General features: G+C 67.9%; 4 protein-coding genes. 3 read left to right on the forward strand and 1 reads right to left on the reverse strand.

The features are described from left to right. The first annotated feature begins 245 nt into the window (after positions 1-245). The 3 genes from ACWC2B_RS37950 to ACWC2B_RS37960 are packed head-to-tail and all read left to right on the forward strand — an operon-like array spanning position 246 to position 3,342. The gene (locus ACWC2B_RS37950; RefSeq protein WP_450724901.1) at positions 246-671 is read left to right on the forward strand and encodes a DUF6507 family protein; all 426 of its coding nucleotides are present in this window, start codon (positions 246-248) and stop codon (positions 669-671) included. Next, a complete protein-coding gene (locus ACWC2B_RS37955) occupies positions 668-2,839 on the forward strand; it encodes a hypothetical protein (RefSeq protein ID WP_450724903.1) in 2,172 nt (723 codons plus the stop codon). The genes ACWC2B_RS37950 and ACWC2B_RS37955 overlap by 4 nt, the downstream gene beginning before the upstream one ends. A gap of 8 nt (positions 2,840-2,847) precedes the next feature. After that, positions 2,848-3,342 carry a hypothetical protein gene (locus ACWC2B_RS37960; protein WP_450724905.1) on the forward strand — a complete coding sequence of 165 codons (495 nt, stop codon included), beginning with the start codon at positions 2,848-2,850 and terminating at the stop codon, positions 3,340-3,342. Positions 3,343-3,469: 127 nt separating this feature from the next. Here ACWC2B_RS37960 and ACWC2B_RS37965 read toward each other — a convergent pair whose 3' ends face one another. Then, positions 3,470-4,588, reverse strand: a complete 1,119-nt coding sequence (locus ACWC2B_RS37965) for a serine hydrolase domain-containing protein (RefSeq protein ID WP_450724907.1) — start codon at positions 4,586-4,588, stop codon at positions 3,470-3,472. Positions 4,589-4,997: the final 409 nt, after the last annotated feature.

Here is a 4,997-nt window from a genome sequence, read left to right on the forward strand (position 1 = left end):
AAGGCCGCCACCGAAGTCCGCGAAATCATCCGCCTCGTCCGCGGCACCCTCGAACTCAACGACGGCACCGCCCAGTCCACGCTGGCCAAGGCGAAGGCCGCCGTCGACGCCATCGGCTGAGCCACGCCACGTAAGCAAGGACAGTAAGGACAGCACGCGCGGCAGGTGCCGCTGGTGCAGCGAGTACTGCAACTCGCTGCACCCGCACGGCAGTTGAGCAGCAGGCAGGGAACGGGGGAGATTTCGTGTCGGCTTGGGACATCAAACCGTCCGGGGTTTCGGGCGTGTTGAAGAAGACGGCCACCGCGGCCGAGGCCATGTCGAAGGCCGGAACAGCGATGCAGGAAAGCCTGAAATCGGCGGCCACCTCGGCGGGCACGATCTCCGGCCCGTACTGCGGCGAGGCCCCCATCGGCCCGGTCGGCGGCGCACTCGGCGAATTCATGCAGCACAAAGCACAAGAACTCGGCTACATCGCCGTGCGCACCGAGCACTCCCTCAACGGCGCCTACGACGCGACGACGGAGTATGCCAAGGGTGATCTGGACATGGCGGCGAACAAGCAGAAGCAGGCCGTCAAGGAGCCCGTCATCAACGACAAGGGCCAGGAGGTCGGGGCGGACGGCAAGCCGGTCGAGAAGCCGGGCGACCAGGCGGGGGCGGGCAAGTGAGCGACAAGGATGTCATCGAGCCGGCCGGTATCCCGATGTTCACCGGCAACCTGGAGCAGCTGACCAAGGATGCGGCGGCGCTGACCAAGCAGGCGGGTGAGTTCCGGGACGGCGGGTCCAACGTCCACCAGGAGTTCCAGGGCCTGTCCGCCTGCTACCGGGCCCCCGAGGCCGACCAGCTGTTCGCGACCACGCTTCCGGTGAAGACGAAGGCGGACAATTTCGCGGACGATCTGGAGAAGGCGGCCGCGGCGCTGACCGAGTACGAGACCACGGTCCGGCCGCTGGTCGACAAGTTGAAGAGCCTGCGCACCGAAGCCTTCGCGTTCACCGACAGCATCGCCGGGGACGAGCACTGGCGGCGCGACCAGAAGAAGATCGACCACAACGAACGCCTGATGAGCGACGTCGGCGCGACCGTCTCCGCGTTCACCGACGCCGAACGCGCCTGCCACGACAAGATCACCGCGCTGGTCGGCGGCAGCAAGCTCACCGTGGACGACGGCAGCCACAAACCCGGCATGTACGGATACTCCGCGGACGCTCTCCAGCACGCCGAGGAGACTCCGTGGGGCGGCCACGCGGAACGCGAGTACACGGGTCTGGCCTGGGCCTGGCACCAGGTCAAAAGCTTCGTGTGGGACGGGTTCATCGTCGACGGGATCTGGGGCACCATCAAGGGCCTGGGCACCCTCGTCGGCACCGACGGCTGGGACAAGGCGGGGCAGGCCTGGACCGGCTTGGCGAAGCTGGCCACGGGTCTGGCGATCTCCTCCACCCCGTTCGCGGCGGCGTTCTGGGCCACCCCCGACAAGGACATGCCCAGCTGGCTCCGCGACTCGCGTACCGCGATGAAGGAGACCGGCAAAGCCCTCGTCGCCTGGGACGAATGGGGCAAAAATCCGGCCCGCGCCGCCGGCGGCGTCACCTTCAACGTCCTGACCACCGTCTTCACCGGCGGCGCCGGAAGCGCGGCCAAGGGCGGCGCCGTCGCCAAGGTCCTCTCCGTCACCGGCAAGGTCGCCAAAATCGTCGACCCCATGACCTACGTCGCCAAAGCCGGCAAATTCGGCATCATCAAAGTCGGCGACCTCTTCGGCAGCCTCAAAAACGTCACCTCCGGCGCCTACACCAACGTCCTCGCCGACGGCGGCCGCTTCAACCTCGACGGCACCCACCTCAAAAACCCCGACGTCCCCGTCGTCAAGGGCAACTACATCGAATGGCCCGGCGGCAGCCGCCTCAACCTCGACGACGGCAAGGTCTACAAACCGGACGGCACCGTATCGCCGGCCAAGGTCGAACTCAGCGCCGACGACATCACCCGCCTCAAGAGTTCACTGCCGCACGTGGATGAGCCGGTGCGGGTCGGTGCGGATGTGAAGGAACCGGCCATGGCCGGAGCCCACGACCCCGCCCGCACACCCGGCAGCACCGCCCACGACCCGGTTCGCACACCCAGCGGCACCGCCCACGACCTCGGCCCCTCCGCCAGTCACGAAACCCCGGGCGGGCCGTCGCACAACGCTGGCCCGGCGACGGGTGGTCACCACGAAACCCCGGGCTCCGGTCACGGCCAGGGCTCCGGCGTACCCCACACTCCCACCGGCCCGGGCCCCGGTCAGCCGCCCCATGGGGGCAGCGATCACGGTGGTACGCCGGGACACGGCGGCGATGAGGGCGCCGGAAGCGGTGGAGGCGGGCACGAGAACCCGGTCAACCACCATCCCCTGGGCTCTCCCGAGAACCCACACCCGGTTACCGAGGCCCAGCAGGCCGACTTCATGAAGAGCCAGAGTGAACTGGACGGGCTCAGCAGGAAGAAGCAAATCGACGCGGTCGGGCGTGGCATTGAAGTCAATGGTCAGAAATACAAACCGGAGGCACCCCTACTCAAGGGCGCAAAACACGGAATCGACTGGACCGAAGGACCGGCCCGTGCGAGTAAGGAAGCCAAGCCGCAAGGAAAGTTCGGGTCGCCGGCGGATGTCCACTACGCTACGGAGCGCGCAGCCGAGCTGGGGCCCGGAAAGACTGGATTCTTCAAGCTTCCCAAGGGTCATCACTGCATCGAGTACATGCCTGACGGTACGACGCGAACGCCGAATGCCCTCTTTGTCAAGGTGTACCCCAACGGCAAGGTGCACGCTTACCCGACCACGCGATAGGAACGACGATGAGTTTCTCGATCCAGGCAGGTTGCCCGACCGTTCGGAAGTGTGAATCCGCCGCCGACATGGCTGACGCCGTCGGCGAGATTTACTCCTCCGAGGCCGAGGATGCCATCCTCGTCTGGAACCTGGTGCCGGTCCGGCTTGCTTACGGCTATGACCTCGCCGCCCTTCTCGACGACCTGGTGCCCCTCCTTGAGGAAATTCAGCGGCCGGAATTCTCGGAAACCGAGGTCTTCTGGGGATCCGACACATTCTCGGCCGAATGGCGAATCGTCCGCGAGGGCGATTCGCTGAGAATTCAGGCGCGCTGGCACAGCACGCTCGGGAACTACGAGTCACTGCTGGCCGAGCGGGGCGATTCGGTGGTCAGCACACAAGTATTCGTCAGCGAGTGGGCGAAGGTTCTGCAGCGGATCGTGACCGATATCGAGGCGGCGTCCGTGGAGTTGGACGATGACGACATCTTCCTCCGAGCCAAGGCCCTGGTAGCGGTTTGAGCCACAGGCGTTTGGTCGATGCGGACGCGCGCCCCGCGGCACTTCATGAACGCGGGCACCTGGCTCCAGGCGTACTGGCTGCATCGGCCGGACCTCGGCGACAAGCTGGTCGCCGCCCAGGGCATGCCTACCCGGCGCTGCACAGAGCCTTGTCCACCAGGGCCTCTACTCGGGGCATCGCCTTGGGGTCGGTCGGCTGGAGGGTTACCGCCACGTTCGCGGCGCGGCCCTTGTCCGTGGCGCCGCCCCGGGTTTCGTAGCCCGGGAAGCTGCCGCCGTGGCCCCAGTAGACGCCGCCGCATGACAGCGGGGTGCTCAACAGGCCAAGCCCGTAACGGGTGTTGGGGCCGAACGGGGCTCCGGCGGGGACGGTCGTCCGCATCTCCTTGAGCTGGGCCGCAGGCAGGAGGCGGCCGTCTTCCAGGAGGGCGCTGAAGAAGCGGTTCAGGTCGGAGTTCGTGGAGATCAGCTGGCCTGCCGCTCCGGCCCAGGACGGGTCCATCTCCGTGACGTCCCGCAGGGGCGCGCCCGCCGCATCCTGGTAGTACCCCTGGGGGTGCGGCTCGCGGATCGTCGGGTCGCCGGGGGCGGGGAAGTACGTGTGCCGCAGGCCGATCTTCTTGATGATGCGCCGGTCTATCTCCGCGGCGAGGGGGCGGCCGGTCACCCGCTGGACGATCAGGCCCGCCACCACGTAATTCGTGTTGCTGTACCCCCACTTCTCGCCGGGGGCGAAGTCCGCCTTGTGCTTGAGGGCCCGGTCCAGCAGGTCGCGGGGTTCGTAGTAGCGGGGCTCCAGGTCCTCGTCGTCGGTGTAGCTGGGGAGTCCGCTGGTCTGCTGGAGGAGTTCGCGGACGGTGATGTGGCTTCCGTCGATGCCGTCGCCGCGTACGAGCCCGGGCAGATAGGTGTCGATCATGGCGTCGAGGCTGACCCTGCCCTCGCCCACGAGCTGGAGGACGACCACGGCCGTGAAGGTTTTGGTGTTGCTGCCGATTCTGACCTGGCCGTCGACCGGGACCTTCGCCTTGGTGGTTCGGTCGGCGACGCCTGCCGTGTAGTTACGGGTGTGGCCGCCTTTACGGTCCTGGATGGCGGCCAGGGCTGCGGGGAAGCCGTTGCTTGTGACCAGGCTGTTGAGGCTCCGCTGGATTTGGGGCGCCGCCGGCGCGGGGGGTGACGCCGGGGGCGGGGTGAAGGCGGTCAGCGTCATGATGCCGGCGGCCAGGGCGGCTGCGGCGGCCACTCCGCGCCTCGTGATCCGCTGCCGCGCTCTGTTCTGGCCGGGGTTCTGGCCGGGCCTGGGTGATGCCTGCTCACGCACGTGCGGACTCCTCCGGGGGCTGGGGTGTTTGCTGGGCCCAGCATTTCCGGAGGGGGTGGGTGGGGGCGATCCGGCCACCTACCCGTCCCGGGTGGGGCTAACCCCCGGCCCTGCCAGGGGGGTTGGGGGTTCGGTGCGTCCCGTCGACTCCTGGGGCTCCGCCCCAGACCCCGGGATGCCCCACCCCACCCCTTCCCGAAACCCGCCGGGGGTGGGTGGGGCCGACTGAGACCGTTTCCTGGGGCTCCGCCCCAGACCCCGTTCGCGCCTTAAGGGCGCTCGTCCTCAAACTCCCCCAAGGCCTTAAGGGCCAGGGGGACCCCCATGACGG

This window comes from Streptomyces sp. NPDC001415, from assembly GCF_053597395.1.